The 16,488-nt window shown below is 67.4% G+C and carries 16 protein-coding genes; 9 read left to right on the top strand and 7 right to left on the bottom strand.

Annotation, left to right across the window (positions count from 1 at the left end; translation table 11 throughout):
* Positions 1-15: 15 nt before the first annotated feature.
* Together P7D22_RS08900 and P7D22_RS08895 are read left to right on the top strand one after the other, a co-directional pair.
* Positions 16-960, top strand: a complete 945-nt coding sequence (locus P7D22_RS08900; protein WP_319933874.1) for an ABC transporter substrate-binding protein — start codon at positions 16-18, stop codon at positions 958-960.
* 46 nt (positions 961-1,006) lie between these two features.
* Positions 1,007-1,762: a GntR family transcriptional regulator gene (locus P7D22_RS08895; protein WP_319933873.1), complete on the top strand. Its 756-nt coding sequence runs from the start codon at positions 1,007-1,009 to the stop codon at positions 1,760-1,762.
* A 46-nt stretch (positions 1,763-1,808) separates the two neighbouring features.
* Here the strand turns inward: P7D22_RS08895 and P7D22_RS08890 are convergent, their stop codons facing one another.
* From P7D22_RS08890 to P7D22_RS08860, 7 genes are all read right to left on the bottom strand, one after another.
* Complete coding sequence (locus tag P7D22_RS08890) at positions 1,809-3,116, bottom strand: allantoate amidohydrolase (protein WP_319933872.1); 1,308 nt, start codon at positions 3,114-3,116, stop codon at positions 1,809-1,811.
* Positions 3,100-3,897 carry a (S)-ureidoglycine aminohydrolase gene (gene allE / locus P7D22_RS08885; protein WP_319933871.1) on the bottom strand — a complete coding sequence of 266 codons (798 nt, stop codon included), beginning with the start codon at positions 3,895-3,897 and terminating at the stop codon, positions 3,100-3,102. Before allE ends, P7D22_RS08890 begins: the two co-directional genes overlap by 17 nt.
* A 4-nt stretch (positions 3,898-3,901) precedes the next feature.
* Positions 3,902-4,291: a RidA family protein gene (locus tag P7D22_RS08880; protein ID WP_319933870.1), complete on the bottom strand. Its 390-nt coding sequence runs from the start codon at positions 4,289-4,291 to the stop codon at positions 3,902-3,904.
* 37 nt (positions 4,292-4,328) lie between these two features.
* Entirely contained in the window at positions 4,329-5,765 is a 1,437-nt protein-coding gene (hydA, locus tag P7D22_RS08875) for a dihydropyrimidinase (RefSeq protein WP_319933869.1), read from the bottom strand.
* A 497-nt stretch (positions 5,766-6,262) separates the two neighbouring features.
* The gene (locus P7D22_RS08870) at positions 6,263-7,114 is read right to left on the bottom strand and encodes a carbohydrate kinase family protein (RefSeq protein ID WP_319933868.1); all 852 of its coding nucleotides are present in this window, start codon (positions 7,112-7,114) and stop codon (positions 6,263-6,265) included.
* 35 nt (positions 7,115-7,149) lie between these two features.
* The gene (locus tag P7D22_RS08865; RefSeq protein WP_319933867.1) at positions 7,150-8,331 is read right to left on the bottom strand and encodes an SIS domain-containing protein; all 1,182 of its coding nucleotides are present in this window, start codon (positions 8,329-8,331) and stop codon (positions 7,150-7,152) included.
* A gap of 23 nt (positions 8,332-8,354) precedes the next feature.
* Positions 8,355-9,479, bottom strand: a complete 1,125-nt coding sequence (locus P7D22_RS08860) for a hypothetical protein (RefSeq protein ID WP_319933866.1) — start codon at positions 9,477-9,479, stop codon at positions 8,355-8,357.
* A gap of 146 nt (positions 9,480-9,625) precedes the next feature.
* On the opposite strand from P7D22_RS08860, the gene P7D22_RS08855 reads away from it, so the two are divergent.
* From P7D22_RS08855 to P7D22_RS08825, 7 genes are all read left to right on the top strand, one after another.
* A complete protein-coding gene (locus P7D22_RS08855; RefSeq protein WP_319933865.1) occupies positions 9,626-10,399 on the top strand; it encodes a DeoR/GlpR family DNA-binding transcription regulator in 774 nt (257 codons plus the stop codon).
* Positions 10,400-10,525: 126 nt separating this feature from the next.
* On the top strand, positions 10,526-12,043 hold the full coding sequence (locus tag P7D22_RS08850) for an ABC transporter substrate-binding protein (protein WP_319933864.1): 1,518 nt from the start codon (positions 10,526-10,528) through the stop codon (positions 12,041-12,043).
* 18 nt (positions 12,044-12,061) lie between these two features.
* Positions 12,062-12,985: an ABC transporter permease gene (locus P7D22_RS08845; protein ID WP_319933863.1), complete on the top strand. Its 924-nt coding sequence runs from the start codon at positions 12,062-12,064 to the stop codon at positions 12,983-12,985.
* A 5-nt stretch (positions 12,986-12,990) separates the two neighbouring features.
* Positions 12,991-13,812 (top strand): ABC transporter permease, encoded by an 822-nt coding sequence (locus P7D22_RS08840; protein WP_319933862.1) that lies wholly within the window; start codon positions 12,991-12,993, stop codon positions 13,810-13,812.
* A complete protein-coding gene (locus P7D22_RS08835; protein ID WP_319933861.1) occupies positions 13,809-14,771 on the top strand; it encodes an ABC transporter ATP-binding protein in 963 nt (320 codons plus the stop codon). Before P7D22_RS08840 ends, P7D22_RS08835 begins: the two co-directional genes overlap by 4 nt.
* Positions 14,768-15,814 (top strand): ABC transporter ATP-binding protein, encoded by a 1,047-nt coding sequence (locus P7D22_RS08830; RefSeq protein ID WP_319933860.1) that lies wholly within the window; start codon positions 14,768-14,770, stop codon positions 15,812-15,814. The genes P7D22_RS08835 and P7D22_RS08830 overlap by 4 nt, the downstream gene beginning before the upstream one ends.
* A partial coding sequence (locus tag P7D22_RS08825; RefSeq protein ID WP_319933859.1) for an aspartate/glutamate racemase family protein occupies positions 15,789-16,488 on the top strand: 700 nt, incomplete at its 3' end. The genes P7D22_RS08830 and P7D22_RS08825, both read left to right, overlap by 26 nt.

The raw sequence follows: 16,488 nt of genomic DNA, 5'->3' as shown, positions 1-16,488 counted from the left end.
TCCAAGGGGAAGCTGATGACCATGCGTGCCACCGTTCTTCTCACCGTCCTCCTCTCCGGGGCGTCGGCCTTGCCGGCCGCCGCGGCCGACAAGACAGTGGCGCTCGTGCTCGGCGTCAAAGGCAGTCCCTTCTACCAGGCGCTTCAATGCGGCGCGCAGGCCAAGGCCAAGGATCTCGGCCTCAGCCTCACGGTCTCGGCCCCCGACCAGTTCGCGGCCGACAGCCAGATCCCGGTCGTGAATGCCGTCGCGGCGACGAAGCCTGCGGTCGCGGCCATCGTGCCGACCGACACTCAGGCGCTGGTCGCGCCGATGAAGCAGTTGAGCCAAATGGGTACGCAGGTCATCACGGTCGACCAGACCATCAACGACCCGTCCTTCGTTAAGACCGAGGTGCTCACCGATAACGAGGCCGGCGGCAAGCTCGCGGCGGAAGCGGTGAATACATTGACGGGCGGCAAGGGCAAGGTGCTGGTCATCACCCAGCCGCCCGGCTCGGCCGCCCAGGACGCCCGCGTCACCGGTTTCGAAAAGGCCATCAAGGCATATCCTGGACTCACTTACCTTGGGCCGCAATACCAGAGCGATGACCCGCAGAAGGCGGCCGAGATCGTGACTTCGAGCTTGTCGGCCCATCCCGACCTCGCGGCCATCTTCTCCAGCAACGACCAGGGCGCCATCGGGGCCATCACGGGCCTGCGCCAAGCGGGCGCGATCGGCCGCGTGAAGGTTGTGGCCTATGACGCCGCGACCGCTGAGGTGAACGCCTTCAAGAACGGTGCCATCCAGGCGCTGATCGCCCAGAACCCGAAGCAGGAGGGCGAGGCCGCCATGCAGGCCGCGGCCGACCTGATCGCCGGCAAGACACTGCCGAAGACGACTTTGACGGAACTGAAAGCCATCGAGGCCGGCAACACGGCCGATGCCGAGAAATACGAGTACAAGGCCGACTGCATGTAGCCTCCCGCCGCTGGACGGACCGCCATGTCGTTGCTACCGGAACGGCATGGCGTGGCACGACACCTCCCTGGACCCCGGGCCCGTCCCGCTCTGGTTCCAGATCGCGAACCTTCTCAGGAGCTCTATCGCGTCCGGCGAGTTCAAGCCAGGCGAGCGGCTGCCGTCCGAAGCCGAGCTCAACCGCGCTTTTGCGATCAGCCGTACAACCGCGCGGGCCGCCCTCGACAAGCTCGAACAGGAAGGATTGATCGCGCGCGCCTCGGGCCGTGGCTCGACGGTGCTCGACCGACGCGTCGAGCAGCCGGTCAACCTGCTCGGCGGCTTCGCGGAAGATATGAAACGCCGCGGCCTCGCGCCGTCCTACAAAACCCTTGCGGCGAAATATGCAATGGCGCCGGCCGAAGTACGCGACGCCTTGGAGATGACTGCCGTTCCGGCGTTCCAGGTGGTCCGCTTGCTCCTGGCCGACGGCACCCCAATGGGCCTGTCCACCTCCTGGATCGCGCCCGCGGCCTTCAACGGCCAGCCGCCGCCGAGCCGGCGCGACCTCGACCAGGGCTCGCTCTACCAGTGGCTTGAACTGCGGTGCGGACTGCGCCTCGCGGGTGGGCACGAGACCATCGAGGCCCGGATTGTGACGCCCGCGCTCGCCGGCCATCTCGGGGTCGAGCCGGGATCGGCGACACTTGTCGCCACCCGGCTGTCGCGCGGGGCCGGCTTGGCGCCGGTCGAGCACGTCGTCGTGGTCTACCGCGCCGACCGCTACCGCTTCCGCCTCGACCTGTCTCAAACGCCGGCCTGAGATCCGCGGGTTGGGTCACGACACGGCAGGCGAAGGCGTCGAGCTTTTAGAAGCTCGACTGCGGTGACGCCGCCCGTCGCGGGGTCGTCCCGGACCGCGCCGCGGAGGGATCGAACGTCAGAACGAAGGCTTCGAGCGCCGCCAGCGCAGCCGCGATGTCCGACGTCTCGGCGAACTCGTCGGGATGATGGCTGAGGCCCGCGCGGCAGCGGACGAAAAGCATGCCGACCGGCGCGATGGCGCTCATGGCGATGCCGTCATGACCGGCCCCGCTCGGCAACAAAGGCGCGGGACCGCCCATCGCTGTCTCGGCGGCGCGCGCCAGCGCTTCAACCAGCCATGGCGCGCAGGGAGTCGCCGCGACGTCGCTGAGTTTTGTGATCGTGAGACCGAGGCCGCGCCGCGCGGTAGTTTCAATGAAGGCGGCCTCGATCTCGGCCACGGCCGCCTCGCGGTAGGCGTTCTCGGCCGCCCGGACATCGAGCGAGACCCTTGCCGCGCCCGGAATGACGTTGCCGGCATCCGGCTCGACCCGGATGGACCCGACGGTCCCGACCACGTTGTCGCCGGCGCAGATCCGCTCCACGGCCAGGACGCATTCGGCCGCGCCCGCCAGCGCATCGCGACGTCCGGCCATCGGCACGGTTCCGGCATGGCCCGCAGCCCCGTCGAGGCGAACGGCCAGCCGCGTCTGCCCGCTGATGGCCGTCACGCAGCCGAGCGGGGCGCCGAGCCGTTCCAGCACCGGCCCCTGCTCGATATGAACCTCGACATAGGCCAGGGGCGCGGGCGAGAGGCGTGCCGCCCCGCCGCCCGGCAGATCGTGCAAAGCGAAACCGTCGAGCGCCGCGCCGACCGTGATCCCGTCCTGGTCGCGCCGTTCGAGGTCGCCTGGCCGCGTCAGCCCGGCCGTGAAGCGGCTGCCGAGCAGGCCCGTGCCGAAACGCACGCCTTCCTCGTCGCCGAAGCCGACGACCTCGATCGCGAACGGGAGCCGCAGGCCCCGCCGGTGCAGGCGCTCGACGGTCGCCACCGCCAGGACGACGCCGAGCGCGCCGTCGAAGCGACCGCCGTCCCGCACCGTGTCGAGGTGGGAGCCGAGCACCAGCGCAGGCGCGCCGGGCACTCGGCCCTCGTAGCGGCCCACCACGTTGGCGGCGGCGTCGACCCCGGCAATCATCCCGGCCTCTTCCATCCAGCCCAGGGTAGCCAGAATTGCATCCCGGTGGGCCGGCGTCAGGGGTAACCGTGTGATGCGGCCCGGCTCGTCGGTGTAGCCCGCGAGCCGGTCCAGGCGTTCGATAATACCGGCGATCTCCGAGCCGTTGTCACCCCGCTCAGAACTCCACGTCACGGTTGACGTCCTTGTAGAGCAGGTAGGCCGAGCGCGACCAGCCGGTCGGATAGAACAACTGCGGGCAATAAGGCCCCATCCAGATGAAGTCGCCAGCCCAGGTCTCGTGCCAGTCGCTGCCGAGCAGGTACATGCCCTGGCCCTCCAGCATGTAGAGCCCATGCTCCATGATGTGGGTCTCGACGTCCGGGAAATGGGAGCCGGGCGCGAAGCTCAGGATGTTCATCTCAATGTCGAATCGGAAGTCGCCGTAGGGCAGCAGGTGCTCCCAGGTGCGGCCTTCCGTGCCATTGTGATTGACCTTCTCCAGGGCGGAGCGCGACGACACGATGGCCTCCGGAACGTCGTAGCCCTCGACCGCTCGATAGGGCTTCTTGAGCCCCAGTACGCGGGCTGGAGCCTCGCCCAGGGTGCGCAAGGCGAAGCGCGTCTGTGGCGGCAGGTAGCAATAGCCGTCCGGTCCGAGCTCGACGGGCGCTTGATCCTCGATCTGAAGGGTGACGCGCCCTTCGAGCACGTAGAACACGCGCTGCACCGCATCCGCGAAGGCGTTCCGGGTACCTCCACCAGCCGCCATCTCCAAGATGGCTTGGGCGAACTTCGCCCCAAGGGCAGGCGCGGCGAGGAATCGCACGACCGTCCGCTCGTAGGTCGGCAGGTAGCTGTCCATGACACCTTCCGGTGGCATGATCGCGTAGTTGCCTTTCACCACGCCGCGGTTGTGGCCGAAGGCGCCGGGCCTGATATGGCCCGGCGGCATGGTCAGGTGCTGCGGATGCATCGAGTCAGCCCTGCGGGCCGGTCGGCAGCGCCGCCGTGACAATGATCTCGACGAGGTCGCCGTCCGGCATGATGGATTGCACGAAGGAGCGCACCGGGCCGCAGCCGTCAGGCATCCATTGCGCCCAGACGGCGTCGAACTCCGGCTTCCGGTTGTGGTCGGTCACCACTACCTCGGCCTTGACGATGCGGGTCCGGTCGAGCCCGTGCGCGGTCAGATAGCCGTCGATCACCGCCAGCGCGTCGGTGGTCTGGCCCGGCAGATCGAGGCTGAGGTCGCGCGAAGTGGCGACGCCCCACAGAAAGCCGCCCCCGCCCGGAAGGCGGTAGATCGCCACGCTGGATTTTGTCGGCATGTCCGGGTTGGGGGTGCGTCTGATGTCCGGCAGGGCCATGGGATCGTCTCGGCAGAGTTGAAGGTGGAGCGGCGGCTCAGGCGATCCGAGCCGCGTCGAAGCCGTTGGCCAGAACGCCGCGCGGCTGGATGAGACCATAGGGCGCGCGCGGCAGGTAGCGGCCGGCGCCTTCCTGCAGCAGCATGGCGCCGTCCCGGGCCGCCACCTCGCCGCGTAGCAGCGTCATCACGGGCCAGCCAATGACCTCACGGCCCTCCCAGGGCGTGTGGTCGACGTTGTGCTGCAGCAGCGCGTTCGTGATGGTCACGCGCTTCTTCGGGTCCCACAGCGAGAGGTCGGCATCCGACCCAACTGCGATCGTCCCCTTTTTGGGGAACAGGCCAAACAGCTTGGCCGGGTTGGTGGCCGTGATGGCCACGAAGGTTTCGAGGTCGAGGCGGCCGGCCGAGACGCCTTCGGAAAACAGCACGGGCAACCGCGAGCCGACGCCCGGCACGCCGTTCGGGATGTCGCGGAACGGCGCGTCGCGGCCGTGCCGGTCTTTCGCGTCGGCGCTGCCGGTGATGTTGAAGGCGCTGTGGTCGGACGAGACGATGCCGATCACGCCCTGGCGGATCATCTCCCACATCCCGGCGTGGTCGGCTTCGTCGCGCGGAGACGGCGAGCACATGTACTTGGCGCCCTCGAACCCCGGCCGGTCCATGTCGGCGGCCGTAAGCGTAAGATATTGTGGGCAGGTCTCGGCCCAGACCTTTAAGCCGCGCCGCTGCGCCCGGCCGATCTCCTCGGCCACCTCGGCGCAGGACACATGGAAGATCTGCAGGGGCTGGTCGACGAGCTCGGCCAGCGCGATCGCCCGATAGGTCGCCTCGCGTTCGACCACCTTCGGGCGCGACCAGGCATGGTACTTGGGGGCGCGCAAGCCCGCGGCGAGCAATCGCTCGGTGAGCCAGCCGATGGCGTCGTAGTTCTCGCAATGCACCGTCACGAAAGCCCCGGACCGCCGGGCGGCGGCCAGGACCTTCAGGAACTGCCCATCGTCGAGCCGGGCCGCATCGTAGGTCAGAAAGACCTTGAGGCTGCGCACGCCGCGTTCGACCAGCCCGGGGATCTCAGCCAGGACGGCCTCGCTCGGATCGGTGATGATCTGGTGGAAGCTATAGTCGATCACCGCGCGTTCGCCGCGCCGGAACGACTCCCGCACGACAGAATCCAGCGTCTCGCCCTTGAACTGCGAGATGAACGAGATTGCGGTCGTGGTGCCGCCGAGGAGCGCCGAGCGTCCGCCCGTGTAGAAGTCGTCCGGCCCGCATCCCATGCCGGGCTCGACCTGGGCGAGGTGGCAGTGCGTATCGACCCCGCCGGGCAGGACCAGCAGGCCCCGCGCGTCGATCTCCCGGGCCGCGGCCCCGACCTCGCCGATCTGCACGATCGTGCCGTTCGCGATTCCGAGATCGGCCCTCGTCAGCCCCTCAGCCGTCCCGACATGGCCGCCGCGTATGGCGAGATCCAAAGCAAGCTTCCTCTTTAATCGCCTACAACCGTACTATCGTCATGACAGGCTGGCGAGGGACATGTCCCTTCAAATGACTAAGAGAACAATCCTCGCTCTGAATGCGGCAACGACGTTAGATTGGCTAGCCGTTTGGAGCTTGTGTTCTGATGTTGCGGTGCGCCTGTCAGATTTCGCCCCAGGATCAATCCTGCCAAGAGGCGGGCATAAACAAGAACCGCTCTAGACAGCTGTTATCGTTGATATGTCGGCAATTCACCGTCGACACATCGAAAGCAGCCGTTCTCCTTCCGGCCAGAACGCGCCGTAGAGCAGCCGGACGGCTCTGCGCCCTGATGAGCTGTTCCAAAGGTAAGTGGTTGTGCTCCGAAGCGGACCTCGGATCCACGGTCTAGCGCGACGAGGTAATCGCGAGGCTTACGGAAACGGCACCAAGCATGCCTTTGGTGCTCGGATTAGAGCGCTCCTCCGACCACGATGGTGGTCGCCAGGATCAATCACCCGCCGCGATTCATTGCGACAGCGGTCCGGAGCATGTTGGCAACACCGTAGTCCGTGATGGCGAGAGAGGCACCCTGCGTCCCGTGTCGGGCCGCTCGTGTAAGATCGAAGCCATTGCTCACGAGCGAGGCTGCAAACGCGCCGCAGAAACAGTCGCCGGCGCCGGTCGTATCACGCACCGCGGCAGGCGTGGCCGGTTCGTGGAACGTCTTACCCCTGTGATGAACCAGGCAGCCTTCCGCCCCGAGCTTGATCACCACGGTTTCGGGCCCGAGCGCCGCGAACGTCGCGGCAGCAACCGCCCAGTCCTCATGACCGAGGAGGCGACGCACCTCTTCGGCGCTAGGCATGAAGAGATCGACTTTGGCAATGAGGCGGCGCAGCGCAGCCTCGTTGCCGGCGATGTAGTCCTCCTGCGGATCGAGAGCCACGAGAGCGCGCGTGGTCGCCTTGAGGTGCGCGACGAGGCGTTCCTGCGCCGGCAGCGTCATAGCCAGCACCAGGAAGGCCTCGGCTGCCCGATATGCCTCGGGAATGTCCTCCGGTATGGGGGACAGTGCGTCAAAATCCGCGTCGGAGGAGAACAGCGTCCAGGTGCGATCGCCGTTATCACAATAGGCAACCCGGTTGTGAAGGGTCGGGAGGTCCCGTCGCGGCAGACCTCTGTCAGAAAGCCCCGCCGCGCTCATCTCGGCCAGGATCGAGGGTGGGAAATCCCGGCCGACGGGCGCCACCATCTCGGTCGTCGGCTCCCACATCCGTGCGGCGAGTGCCGCATAGAGTGCGTCCCCGCCAATGCAGCCCGGCACCTCGCGACCGTCCGGCAGCACAAGATCGTCGATCGTCAAGTTCCCGAGGCAGACAAGGCGGGGAGACGGCACCATCACGCCTCGGCAGCGTCGGCCGCAGCGAATTTGGCCATCGCGAGATGGTAAGCGAAAAGTTGCACCGGCACGCTGGTGAGAAGCACGCTGAGGGGCTCGGGCACGGCTGGCAGGCGCAGCACCGTCCCGGCATGGGCGTCGAGCGCCACCTCGCCCTCGGTCACGACCGCAATCACCTCGCCACCCCAGCGAGTGCCTTCGAACGCCGTGTCACGCGCACGCGCGACCGAGGGCCCGTCCGGCGCGATGAGCCAAAGGGGGTCGCCGGATTTCTGCGAATTGTAGTGATGGAATTCCTCGAGCGGGATTGCGATCGCGTGGTCGGGCGAGCATTCCTTCACCTTAGCGGCGCCGAACAGCGCCGTCGCGAAGCTCGGTCCACCGCCTGCGAACAGGAAGATGGAGCGGGACGCGGCCCTGCGCGCAAGGTCTGCGACGGTACCCTCGCACGCCTCCGTCAACGCAGCCATCCGGTCCGGCATGGCATCGAGGTCTGCCTGCAACCGCTCCACGCGCTCCGGGTGCCGCCCCATCGTTGCCGCGAGGTCAAGCCCGAATTGGAGCAGCATCGCCAAGGCCGCGGTGCTGGCCTGGGTGGGCCAGCCCTTGCGCTCCGCCAGCACCGGAAGGCCATGATCGGATTCGACCATCAGGGCAGACCCCGGCGTGTTTGATAGCGCAAGCGTGCGGGCGCCCTGCGCTTTAGCAATCAGCGCCGCTTCGACCGTGCGGGTCGTGGTGCCGCTCGACGAAAGCGTGATGACGAGCGCGTCGGGCCCAAGCGTCGCGCTCGCGTAATAAGCGAAGTCGAGCGCCTGGATCGGCTCGCACGGAATGCCGATTAGGTCTTCAAAGAGCTGGCGCGCCGCGATCATCACGGCCAGGCTGTCGCCGCAGCCTGTCATGACGATGCGCTTCAGCCCCGCGGTCGCAAGCTCCTTCGCGGCTCGGCGCGACGGCTCCCGCCCCGCCGCAAGCGTGTCGCGCACTGCCTGGGGTTGGCCGGCGATCTCGGTGCGGGTCAGTTCCACCCGCTTGCGGCGCTTGGCGTCGCGCGGGTCATCTGTCGGCAACGCATCCATAAGGCGCTGCTCGCGAGCGAAGAGATCATTGACGAGGGCGCGCCGTGCGTCGTCGAGCGGCGAGTCAACCGCCAGCAGTGGCGTGAGGTCGGAAGGCATGGTGGTGTCCTACGGGGTTGCGCTCAGGCGGGTAGCTCGCAGCGGCGGCTGAGAAGCTGGGCGGCAAGGAAGCGCTGCGGGTCGGCCTCGTCCTGAGAGCGGTTCGGATCATGGCCGGTCGCGAGCGCCATGGCATAGGCAAGCATCTGCAGGGGCGCCGGCATGAGCAACGGCGACAGCCAAGCGGGCGTGGCGGGCAGGCTCAGCCTCCAGCTCGCCGAAGACACCGGCACACCGGCCGTCTCGATCGCCAGCACCCGCTGGCCCGCCGCCGTCAGGGCCGCAGCCGTGTTCTCGGCCAGTCTCGCTACGGCCGGGGTCGAGGCGAGCAGTACTACAAGCTCATCGGCCCGACTGGACCAGAACTGGCTGTGCGCATATTCCTCGATCTCGCCCGACCACACCGGCGACGCCACGACCTTGACGAGCTTGGCAGCGCCATAGTCGGCTGCGGCCCAATCCGATCCTGCGCCCAGCACCCGGATGCCGCCGAAGCCCTGATCCACCAACGCGTGCGCCATGGGTCCGAAGACCGCATCCGCCGCGTCCAGCACCTCGGGCAGGCGTGTCACGAGGGCCCGCGCCTCCGGCCCCGTCGTGAGCGAAGCCTCCGTCCGGCCCGCCGCACCTTCAACCAACATCATCAGCCCGAGCACGGTAGCGCTGTAGCGCGCCGTTCCTGTCAGGAAGGCGGCAACATCCGGAACCTGCAAGGAGGCTATGGCCGTCGCACCGGCCCCGAGTGCGGCGCCGTCCGTGTTGCTGAGCGCGACATAGCCCGGGCCGGCCGCCGTAAGCGCGCCTCCGGCTGCATTGGTGCGGTCCACTGTGCCCGACATCGAGATCGCGACGGCGCGGTCCGCCGCCGAGGCGCGCGGTGCCTCGCGGAGCAACATGGCGAGGCTCGTCTCAGCCGCGAGGTCGAGCCCGAAGGCATCGAACGCCACGCCCGCAACGGCGCGAGCCGCGAACCACCCGTCACCGCACCCAAAGGCGAACAGGCGTCCGCCGTCATCAGGACGGAGCCGTTCGGCGCCGAGGCGCCGGAACTCGGGCGCACGAGCCATGACATGTTGGAGTACATCTGCCTGCCGACGGATGTCGGCCAGCATGGCGGGTTGCGGGGTGGTGGAGGCTTGCGAGTTCATGGCGTCGAAGCCTGGAGTTTGCGGCTTGCACCGGCAAGGAATTTTTTCGAAAGTCTTCTGGAAGACGTAATCGGGAAAGCCACGATGAAATTAAGGGCAGGCCCTGTAATCGTCATGGACGATTCAGATGCAGGATCGCCGTCCCGATGAGTGGCTTCGGGGCGAGCGGTCGACACGAGCACATCTCGGCCGTCCTGCGGAAGGAAGGGCGGATCTCCGTGAGCGATCTGGCGGCAACCCTCCGGGTGTCGGTGGTGACGGTGCGCAACGACCTTGAGGCGCTGGAGCGCCAAGGCGTGCTGCGCCGTATCCGTGGCGGTGCCGTGATGGTTCGTACGGCGCGCTTCGAGCGGCCGAGCCACCTCGCGGCCGAAAGCTTCTCGGCCGAGAAAGCGCGGATTTCCGCCGTGGCGGCAAGCCTCATCCGTGATGGCGAGACCGTCATCATCGATGCTGGCAGCACCATGGTGGCGCTGGCACGCGCCCTGCCACGCACGCTGAACGACGTGGCGGTCGTCACCAATGCCCTCGATGTCGCCTTGGAACTTGAGGAACACCCGGGTGTGCGGGTTGCGGTAACGGGGGGCACAATGCGGGGGCGCCAGCGCTCTCTCGTGGCGCCCTTCGCGACGCAGCTTCTGTCGCAGATCAACGCTGACGTGGCCTTCTTGTCCTGCGCCGGCTTTCATCCCGAGAAGGGGTTTACGCAAAGCAACTGGGAAGAAGCCGAGGTGAAGCACGCTATGCTGGCGGCCGCTGGCCGGAGCGTCGTCCTGGCCGATCACGGCAAGTTCGGCCATGTCGGCACCGCACGCATCGCGCCAATCGCGCGCGTCGACATGCTGGTCAGCGATTCGGGCCTCAGCGCCGAGGCGGTGCGGGCCCTGGAGGAGCGGGGACCGCGCATCGTGCTGGCGTGAACGGCACTGCGCATGACGCGTGCATGTCGGGTCCGCTCCCTTTCGAAGAATTTCTATTGTTCAAGCTGAGAAAGCGCGCCAGCATCGCTTTCGCCGATACCACCGCTCCTTTGAGGATTGCGCGATATGATTGAAGCTCCCAGGCTCGACCGCCGCCGATTCAGCCAGGGCGCAGCGGCGCTGGCCGCCCTCATGGCCCTGCCGCGCGGCGCCGCGGCTGCCGATGGCAAACCGGTCGTGATCGCGTCGGAGGAGGACGTTTCGACCCTCGATCCTCATCTGATCCGAAACAATCACCCGATCGGCTCGGTGATCTGGTCGGTGTTCGACAGCCTCGTGCGCCGGAATCCAGACGGCACGCATGAGCCGCGGTTAGCACTGAGTTGGGAACAGGCCGAGCCGACCCGCTGGCGCTTCAAGCTCCGCCCCAACGTCAAATTCCAGAACGGCGAAGCGTTCAACGCCGACGCGGTCGTGTTCAACTTCAACCGTATGAATGTGTCGCCCTACAATGCCGAGAGCCAGCTCTGGCCCGGCACAAACCTGACCAAGGTGGTCGCGGTCGATCCGATGACGGTCGACCTCGTGACGAGCGAGCCGACCATCAACATGCTGTATTGGCTCGAAGAAGCTTTCATTGGCGCGCCGAAATACATGGCCGACACGGCGCCGGACGTCGTGGGCGCTCATCCGATCGGTTCGGGTCCCTACGGGTTCGTGTCCTGGAAGCAAGGCGATCGCGTTACCCTGACGGCCAACCCGAATTATTGGAACGGCGCGCCGCCCATCAAGGATGTGGTGTTCCGTGACATTCCAGAACTCTCGTCGCGGTTGAATGAGCTGAAAGCCGGCAGCGTCGATATCGTGGTCGGGGTCACGCCCGATACGGCCGCCGAGGCCAAATCGAACAACTCGCGGGTGGTGAGTACCAACGGGCTCAGGAAGATGCACATGGGCATCTCCTTTACGGGCCTCGATGTGCTCAAGGACAAGCGCGTCCGCCAAGCGCTAAATCATGCGGTCGACGTGCCGACCATGATCGAGACGCTGCAGGGCGGCATGACGAAGCCGCTCGCCTCGCTCGTCAACCCGCCCAACAATGATCCCGGGCTGAAGCCCTTCGTCTACGATCCCGACAAGGCCAAAGCCTTGCTGAAGGAGGCTGGCCACGAAGGCTTTGAGCTGCCCGTCGCCTACGGCCGCTATCCCGGTGCCAAGGAGGTGTCCGAAGCCGTCGCATCCTATCTCGAAGCCGTAGGCCTCAAGCCGAAGCTCGAAGCCTACGAGACGGGGCGCTTCGAGGAGATGCTGAAGCAGAAAGCCTTCAAGGGTATCTACTATTATGGCTGGGCGTCACTCATCAATCCGTCGGTCGAACTCGTCATCTTGACCAGCGACGCGGTCGACAACTCGGCCGGCTACAACAACCCGGACTATGACAAGCTGGTGAAGACGGCATCAGTGACGCTCGACGAGCCGAAGCGTGCTGCGCTGCTGAAGCAGGCCGAGGACTTCATCTGGGACGAGTGTCCCTGGATCTATCTATGGTACCTGCCGGCCATCTTCGGCCTCAGCAACCGGCTCGACTATCAGGTTCGCCCGGATGACTATATCGAGATCTACCGGGCCAAGCTGACCGGCTGATCGCGACCGATCCGAGGCATGACGCTTGTCATATTCCTGGTCCGACGTCTGGCTGGCGCCGCACTTGTGCTTCTCGGCGTCAGCCTCGCGACCTTTCTCGTGGCCCATACCACGGGCGACCCGGTGACGCTGCTGGTGCCCGCGAACGCCACCGAGGCGGCGCGCGCGGCGCTGCGGGCGCATTTCGGCCTCGACCAGTCCTGGCCGGTGCAGTACGGCCTCTTCATCCTGCATGCGCTCGGCGGCGACCTCGGCACGTCTTTCGTCTACCGGCAGCCCGTGCTCGACCTCGTGCTGAACCGGCTCGGAGCCACCTTCGAGCTCGCTTTCGTCGCCTTCGCGATCGCCCTCGTGCTCGGCGTTGGGCTCGGAATGTTGGCGGCGCTGAAGCGCGGCACCGCCGTTGACGCCTGCGTCACGGCTTTCACCATGGTGGGGCTCGCAGTGCCGCCGTTCTGGCTCGGCCTCATCCTCGTCATCGTGTTCGCCGTGCGACTGCAACTCTTCCCAGTGTCGGGCGCCGATACCGCCCTTTCCGTGGTGCTGCCTGCCGTGACCTTGAGCCTGCAGAGTACCGCTCGGATTGCACGCCTGCTGCGCTCGGCCATGATCGAGGTGCTACAGGCCGATTATATGCGCACGGCGCGCGCCATGGGGCTCCTGCGCTCCCGCGTGCTGTGGGTCCATGGCTTCCGCAATGCTCTTATTCCCCTCGTCACCATGGCGGGCCTGGAACTTGGCGACCTTATCTCAAGCGCGGTCGTCATCGAGGCGATCTTTGCTTGGCCGGGAATCGGCCGGCTCGCGATCGGCGCCGTCGAGCAGCGCGACTTCCCGCTGTTGCAGGGAAGCGTGCTGGTTGCGGCGGTGTGCTTCATCACCGTCAACCTCGTGGTCGACTGGCTCTACACGCGCATTGATCCCCGGGTGGTGCTGCGATGAAGCGCATGCCTCCATTCGGCCTTCTCGGCGCCGGCCTCATCACCCTGGCGGTCGCGACGGCGGTGCTGGCCCCCGTCGTGGCACCGACGACACCGACCCGGCTTGATCTCCGGGCTCGCCTGTCGCCACCCGCCTGGGTCGTGGGCGCCAAGCCCGGCCACCTGCTCGGCACCGACAACGTCGGCCGCGACGTGCTGAGCCGGGTCATCTACGGCAGCCGCATTTCGCTGAGCGTCGGGGCGGCCGCGGCCGTGCTCGGCATGCTGATCGGCAGCACGATGGGTCTGCTGGCCGGTTATTTCGGGCAGTGGGTCGATGCCGTCATATCGTGGCTCATCAATGTGCAGCTCGCGTTCCCGTTCACGCTGCTGGCTATCTTCCTGCTCGGCACCGTCGGCGGTGGCTTCGGGGCGGTTGTGGTAGTCTTGGCGCTCGCGACCTGGGTCAACTACGCCCGCATTGTGCGCGGCGAGGTGCTGGCCATCCGCTCGCGAGACTACGTGCTGGCGGCTCGCGCCGTCGGGGTGCCGACGGGCCGTACGCTTCTTCGGTACATCCTGCCCAATGTGGCAGGACCCATCGTGGTAGTCGCGAGCTTCTCGACCGCTCAGGCGATCCTGACCCAGGCGGCGCTGAGCTTCCTCGGCGTCGGCATCGACCCGAGCGTCCCATCCTGGGGAGCCATGCTGAATGAAGGGCGCGCCTACCTGCAATCCGCCTGGTGGATCGCGGTGTTTCCCGGGCTCGCCATCGCGTTGACTGTCCTGGGAGCCAACCTGCTGGGCGACTGGCTGCGCGATTGGCTCGATCCGCGGAGCGTCGCGTGACGGCGCTTCTCGAAGTTCGCGACCTGCACGTGCGCTTCGGCGCCACCCATGCGGTCCGGGGCGTGTCGTTCGAGCTCGGCGCGGGCGACAGCCTCGGCGTCGTAGGCGAGTCGGGCTCCGGCAAAAGCGCCACCATGCTGGCCGTCATAGGGCTCCACGATCATCGGGCCGCCAAGGTCTCGGCCGCTGCGGTCAGCCTCGCGGGCGAGGACCTCCGCCACGCACCCGAGACGCGGCTGCGCGACCTCCGCGGCGGCACGGTCGCCATGGTCTTCCAAGATCCCTTGACGGCGCTCAACCCGCTCTACACGGCAGGGTTCCAGATCGGCGAGGTGCTGCGTCGGCACCGTGGCCTGTCACGGCGCGCTGCCTCGACGGCGGCTGTCGAGATGCTGTCCCACGTCGGCGTGCCCGACCCCAGGCGGCGCGCGACCCAATACCCGCACCAGTTCTCGGGTGGCATGCGCCAGCGCGTCATGATCGCGGCAGCGCTCGCGGGCGAGCCGCGCCTTCTCATCGCCGACGAGCCTACGACCGCTCTCGACGTCACCGTTCAGGCCGAGATCGTCGAACTGATCCGCGACGTGCAGGCCCGCAACGATCTTGGGCTCGTCTGGGTGACGCATGACCTCGCACTCCTGGCCCGTGTGGCCGACAGGGTTCTCGTCATGTATGCCGGGCAGGTCGTCGAGGCGGCGCCGGCGGCGGAACTCTACGCTGCGCCGCGCCACCCTTATACTGTCGGGCTCCTGTCCTCGGTGGCGCGCCTCGATCAGCCGCGCGGTGAGCGGGCGCGTGCGATCCCGGGCGGGCCGCCGCGCCTTGACCAGCCGATCATCGGCTGCGCCTTCGCGCCGCGATGCTCCCGACGGTTCGCCCGATGCGTCGAGGCGCCCCCGCTACTTCCCACCAGCGCGAATGCAGCCGCCGCCTGCTGGCTTGTCGAGGCCGGCGCATGAGCACGGTTTCGGAAGCGCTCGGCCTCAAGGTGCACTTCCGGCTTTCCCAGGGCGGCTGGAACCGCCGTTCCGGGCCGGTGATCCGCGCCGTCGACGGGATCGATCTCACCATTGAGGCTGGCGAAACGGTGGCGCTCGTGGGAGAGTCGGGCTGCGGCAAGTCCACGCTCGGCCGCGCGCTGCTGCGCTTGGAAGAGCCCTCGGCAGGGGTTGTGCGCTTTGAAGGGCACGACCTGACCGGGCTCTCGCCCGAATTGCTGCGTCGGCAGCGCGCCGGCATGCGCATGGTGTTCCAGGACCCCTATGCTTCCCTCAATCCGCGCATGCGGATCGGAGAGGCCTTGGCCGAGCCCCTTCGCGTGCATGGTCTCGCAACTGGCCGCGCTGCGCGTCATGCCGTGGCCGAGATCCTGGAGGTGGTAGGGCTCGACCCTGCGGTGGTGGCGCGCTATCCGCACGAGTTCTCAGGAGGGCAGCGCCAGCGCATTGCCATCGCGCGAGCCGTCATCGGTCGCCCGCGCTTCGTCGTGGCGGATGAGCCGCTTTCCGCGCTCGACATCTCGGTGCAGGCCCAGATCCTGGACCTTTTTGCCGACCTCAAGGCGCGTTTTGCGCTCACCTATCTTTTCGTGAGCCATGATCTCGCCGTGGTGCGGCACGTGGCCGATCGGGTCGCAGTGATGTACCTCGGCCGCATCGTCGAACTGGCCGAGGCCGAGACTCTCTTCATGCGGCCTGCGCATCCCTATACGCAGGCCCTGCTCGGCGCCGTGCCGACGCCCGATCCCGCTCGGGAACGTGCTCGAGTCGTAGCACGCTTACCGGGAGAGCTGCCGTCGCCCGCCGCGCCGCCTGCTGGTTGCCGCTTCCACCCGCGCTGCCCTCTCGTCATGCCGGTGTGTCGGACGGATGATCCCGCGCTGCTTCACGTCGATGCGGGTCAGACGGCGGCTTGCTGGCTGCATCGACGGGCCGAAGCAGCGGCCCCGTCCTCTCTCGAACGGCTCGGCTTAAGCCATGCACATCCGCATCATCAATCCTAACACGACCGCGGCCTTCACCGCACGGCTCCAGGCCGCCGGCGCGGCTGTTGCGGCCCCGGGCACGCGGGTGACGGCCACGCAGCCCCGGATCGGACCCGCCTCGGTCGAGAGCCACGGCGAGGAGGCCAGAGCGGCGGTCGGGGTGGTCCAAGCGATAGCGGAAGGCGAGCGGGAGGATGTCGACGCCTATGTGGTAGCCTGTTTCGGCGACACGGGCGTCCATGCGGCGCGCGAAGTGGCGCGCGGCCCTGTGGTCGGCATAACGGAGGCGGCACTCTACACTGCTGCCATGCTGGCGCCGAGCTTCGCGATTATCACCCTGCCGCGACGCACCCGCGTTCACGCCCTTCGTGTCGTGCACGAGACTGGCCTCACGCATCGCTGCACCGTGCGCGCCATCGATGTCGCGGTTCAAGACCTTGCCGAAGAAGCTGTGGCCGTACTTCCGGCCGTCTTGGCGGAAGCGCGGCTGGCGCTCGTTGAGGACGGTGCCGAGGCTCTCATCCTGGGCTGCGCCGGGATGACCGAACTCGTCGCCCCGCTCGAGGCGGCGCTCGGGGTGCCGGTGATCGACGGCGTGCTGGCCGGGCTCAAGATGGCCGAAGGGCTCGTGGCCGCCGGCCTGCGCACCTCGAAACGCTGCAGTTACGCGCCGCCCCCGTCCGGCCCCGGTT

This window comes from Lichenihabitans sp. Uapishka_5, from assembly GCF_033947565.1.
Lineage (GTDB): Bacteria > Pseudomonadota > Alphaproteobacteria > Rhizobiales > Beijerinckiaceae > Lichenihabitans.
The sequence above is the reverse complement of the archived record's forward strand: the minus strand, read 5'-3'. Positions and strand labels throughout refer to the sequence as shown.